This window comes from Actinomyces sp. MRS3W, assembly GCF_032465695.1.
GTDB lineage: Bacteria > Actinomycetota > Actinomycetes > Actinomycetales > Actinomycetaceae > Actinomyces.
Genome location: NZ_JAWDJJ010000002.1, coordinates 1 through 3867, shown reverse-complemented (window position 1 = coordinate 3867; position 3867 = coordinate 1). Strand labels below are relative to the sequence as shown.

Sequence of the window (3867 nt, the reverse complement as noted above, 5' to 3'; positions counted from 1 at the left end):
GGGGTGGGGATGGGACGGTCGCGTTCGGCGCGTTCGGTGGTGGCGTGCCGGGCGGGCACGGCCAGACGGACGACGTCGGAGCGGGTGCCCGCTGTGCGCGCCGCAACCGCTTCAACCAGGCGCATGGTGTCGACAGAGAGGACGGGAAGGTCGGAGACGACCCGGCGGATGGGGGCAAGCCGACCCGGGTGGGTGGTGGTGGCGGCGCGCTCCCAGATCCAGCCGTGCAGGTCCTGTGCCCCGAAGCGGACGACGACGCGTGTACCGACTCCGGCGGCGACGTCGAGCTCGGGTGGCACCAGGTAGTCGAAGAGACGGTCGAGGTGCGGCACGGCGGTCTCCAGCAGAATGCGGGCCACCGGGTGGCTGACCCCCGGTTCGGTCACTCGGCGCTCGGCCGCTGCGGGCAGGTCTAAGAGCGCACCCTGCTGGCCGGCGGTCCCTGGGACGGCAGCGGTGTCGGCTTCCGGGCCGTCCCTGTGCGCACCGTCCCTCACCGCTTCAGTCCCCTCCTCCGTTGCCGCCGGTTCAGCAGGCAGCGCGTAGTGCGGCGGCGCGGTCGGTCTGCTCCCAGGTGAATCCGGGGCGGCCGAAGTGCCCGTAGGCGCTGGTGCTGCGGTAGATCGGGCGCAGCAGGTCCAGGTCGCGCACAATCGCGGCGGGACGCAGGTCGAAGACCTCCTCGATGGCGTGGGTGATGCGCGCCACCGGCACTTTCTCGGTGCCGAAGGTTTCCACGTACAGGCCGACCGGACGGGCCGAGCCGATGGCGTAGGCGATCTGGACCTCGCAGCGGTCGGCCAGACCGGCGGCTACGACGTTCTTGGCCACCCAGCGCATGGCGTAGGTGCCGGAGCGGTCAACCTTGGAGGGGTCCTTGCCGGAGAAGGCGCCACCGCCGTGGCGGGCCATGCCGCCGTAGGTGTCGACAATGATCTTGCGTCCGGTCAGGCCGGCGTCCCCGGCCGGCCCGCCAATGACGAACTGGCCCGAGGGGTTGATGAGGATCTCGGCGTCGCCGGTCGCCAGCTTGAGGCCCTTGGCCTCCTCCGCCTCCAGCACCGGGCGGATCACCTCCTCGGTGAGGGCGTCGGTGAGAGCGGCCCGGGTGCGGTCGGGATCGTGCTGAGCGGAGATAACCACTCCGGCCAGGGACACCGGGGTGTCCCCGTCGTAGCCGATGGTGACCTGGGTCTTGCCGTCGGGGCGCAGGCCCGTGACGATCCCTTCCTTGCGCACGCGGGTCAGCCGTTCGGCCAGGCGGTGCGCCAGGTGAATCGGCAGCGGCATGAGCTCAAGCGTGTCCGTGCAGGCGTAGCCGAACATGAGGCCCTGGTCGCCGGCCCCCTGGAAGTCCAGGGGATCTAAGTCGGCGCCGTCGTCGCGCACCTGGAGGGCCTTGTCCACGCCGGCGGCGATATCCGGGGATTGCTGGCCGATGGAGATGGACACGCCGCAGGAGCGTCCATCGAAGCAGACGTCGGAGGAGGTGTAGCCGATGGAGACGATCTCGTCGCGCACGATCTGCGGGATCTCCACATACGCGCTTGTGGTCACCTCACCGGCCACGTGGACGAGGCCGGTGGTCATCAACGTCTCGACGGCGACGTGTGCGGCGGGGTCCTGGGTGAGGATCGCGTCGAGAATCGCGTCGGAAATCCGGTCGCAGATCTTGTCCGGATGCCCCTCGGTGACGGATTCGGAGGTGAACAGGCGGAGGGAGTTCGATGGCATATGCGCTGTGGTCCTTGTGTGTGGGTGGGCGGGGTCGCTCTCAGTGGGCGAGGCGGGCGGCGATGAGCTCAACCAGTGCGTCGGCAACGTCCTGTTTGGAGCCATGGGCGCGAGCGACCTCGTGCCCGGAGGCGTCCAGCACGACGATGGCGTTGGGCACGTCGCCGAAGCCGCGCCCGCCCCCGACGGCGTTGACCGCCAGGAGGTCGGCCCCCTTGCGGCGTGCCTTGGCGGCGCCGTGGGTAAGCACGTCGCCGTCGGCGTCGCCGGTTTCGGCGGCAAAGCCGACCACGAGCGTGCGCGCGCCGTCGGTGCGCGGCGGGTCGGTGACCAGGCCGGCCAGCACGTCGGGGTTCTCCACCAGCGCCAGCACGGGCCCGGCGCTGTCAGCCTGTGTGGTGGGCGCGCCGGGCGCGTGCTTCTTGAGCTTGGAAGCCGATACGGCGGCGGGACGGAAATCCGCCACTGCGGCGGCCATGACAACCGCGTCGGCGTCGCGCGCGGCGTCACGCACGGCGTCGCGCAGTTCCAGGGCGGTGGTGACCGGAATGACCTGGATGGATGGTGGCAGCTCGGCCAGCACCGTGGAGTCCACATGGGCGGAAACGAGCGTGACCCGGGCTCCGCGGGCGGCCGCGGCACGGGCGATGGCGCAGCCCTGCCGGCCGGAGGAGCGGTTGCCGAGGTAGCGCACCGGGTCCAGGGGCTCGCGGGTGCCGCCGGCGGAGACGACGACGTGCTGTCCGGACAGGGTTTGGGGCGTCCCGTCCAGGATGCTCAAGGCACGCGCCACAATTCTTTCGGGCTCGGGCAGGCGCCCGGTGCCGTAGCCGGACCCGGTCAGTGCTCCCCGGTCGGGTTCGATGATGGTGACGCCGCGGCGGCGCAGGGTGGCGACATTCTCGCGGGTGGCGGGGTGGTTCCACATCTGGGTGTGCATGGCCGGGGCCATGATCGCCGGGGCGGTGGTCGTCAGCAGGGTAGCGGTCAGCAGATCGTCGGCTCGCCCAGCGGCGGCCCGGGCCAGCAGGTCCGCCGAAGCGGGGGCCACCAGCACGAGTTCGGCCCACTCCCCCATGGCGACGTGCTCAACCGCAGCGGGGTCGTCGAACACCCCGGTCTGCACCGGCGAGCCAGAGACGGCGGCGAGTGCCGGAGCGCCGATGAATCGCAGTGCAGCCTGAGTGGGTACGGTACGGACTTCATGCCCGGCCCCGCGCAACAGGCGGATGATGGTGGGAGCCTTGTAAGCGGCGATGGAGCCGGATACGCCCACAACAATGCGGCGCGCCCGGAACGCGGAAACGTCCCGGGCGCGGTTGCTTGAAGCAGTCACGATCAGCGGCCGGTCGGCACCATCAGAACTGGATGTCATCCAGACCGGTGGCGGTGCCGGGCTCCTCGTCGCCCGGCTCGAGCGGGGCGTCGAGGGAGATGTCGGAGAACATGTCCGCCTCGGCGGCGCGGCGCGCCTCCTCGGCCTCGGCGCGGCGGGCACGGGCTTCCTCACCCGGAATGACCTGGAGCTTGTCCTCGGCAATTTCGCGCAGGGCGACGCCCAGAGCCTTTTCCTCCGTGCCGGCTTCGACCAGCGGGCCGAAGTATTCGAACTGGTTGTCTTCCAGCTGCTGGGTGTAGCTGTTGATCTGACGGGCGCGCTTGGCGGCCTCCACCACCAGCCCGTACTTGGAGTCGACCTTCTCCAGGAGGTCGTCAATGGGAGGGTTGGTGATTCCCTCGGGGTTGGCGGAGGTTCCGAGCATGTGCTTGTCTCCCAATGTGTTCCTGTACTTGCGTCGGTCTTGTCGGGTGCAGGATCGTTCCAGTGCGGCAGTCGCGACACCCGCAACCACCATAGTTTAGTCGCTCAGGCCGAGAACGTCCTCTAGCTCATCCGTGGCACGTGCCACGGAGTCGTTGACGATGGTGCGGTCGAATTCATGGGCGGCATCCATTTCCACCCGGGCGGTAGCGAGACGACGCCGGCACTCGTCGACGGTCTCGGTGCCGCGGCCGGTCAACCTGGACACGAGTTCCTCCCAGCTGGGTGGGGCGATGAAGATGAGCTGTGCCTCGGGCATGGCGGCGCGGACTTGGCGTGCTCCGGCCAGGTCGATTTCGAGCAGTGCCGGG

The 3867-nt window shown here is 69.9% G+C and carries 4 protein-coding genes and 1 pseudogene; all 5 read right to left on the bottom strand.

All coding sequences use genetic code 11. The annotated features are described in order from the left end of the window. Positions 1–497: pseudogene (locus RWX45_RS00035) on the bottom strand (primosomal protein N'); the annotation flags it as partial. Between the two features lie 31 nt (positions 498–528). Then, positions 529–1734: a methionine adenosyltransferase gene (gene metK / locus RWX45_RS00030; protein WP_316021754.1), complete on the bottom strand. Its 1206-nt coding sequence runs from the start codon at positions 1732–1734 to the stop codon at positions 529–531. A 40-nt stretch (positions 1735–1774) separates the two neighbouring features. Then, on the bottom strand, positions 1775–3070 hold the full coding sequence (coaBC, locus tag RWX45_RS00025; RefSeq protein ID WP_316021753.1) for a bifunctional phosphopantothenoylcysteine decarboxylase/phosphopantothenate--cysteine ligase CoaBC: 1296 nt from the start codon (positions 3068–3070) through the stop codon (positions 1775–1777). Positions 3071–3092: 22 nt separating this feature from the next. Beyond that, the gene (gene rpoZ, locus RWX45_RS00020; RefSeq protein ID WP_316021752.1) at positions 3093–3497 is read right to left on the bottom strand and encodes a DNA-directed RNA polymerase subunit omega; all 405 of its coding nucleotides are present in this window, start codon (positions 3495–3497) and stop codon (positions 3093–3095) included. 96 nt (positions 3498–3593) lie between these two features. Further along, on the bottom strand, positions 3594–3867 hold a 274-nt coding region (locus RWX45_RS00015; protein ID WP_410050653.1), incomplete at its 5' end, for a guanylate kinase.

Coding starts and splice junctions, on each gene's coding strand:
- metK (WP_316021754.1), bottom strand. CDS start 1,734: ATGCCATCGAACTCCCTCCGCCTGTTCACCTCCGAATCCGTCACCGAG.
- rpoZ (WP_316021752.1), bottom strand. CDS start 3,497: ATGCTCGGAACCTCCGCCAACCCCGAGGGAATCACCAACCCTCCCATT.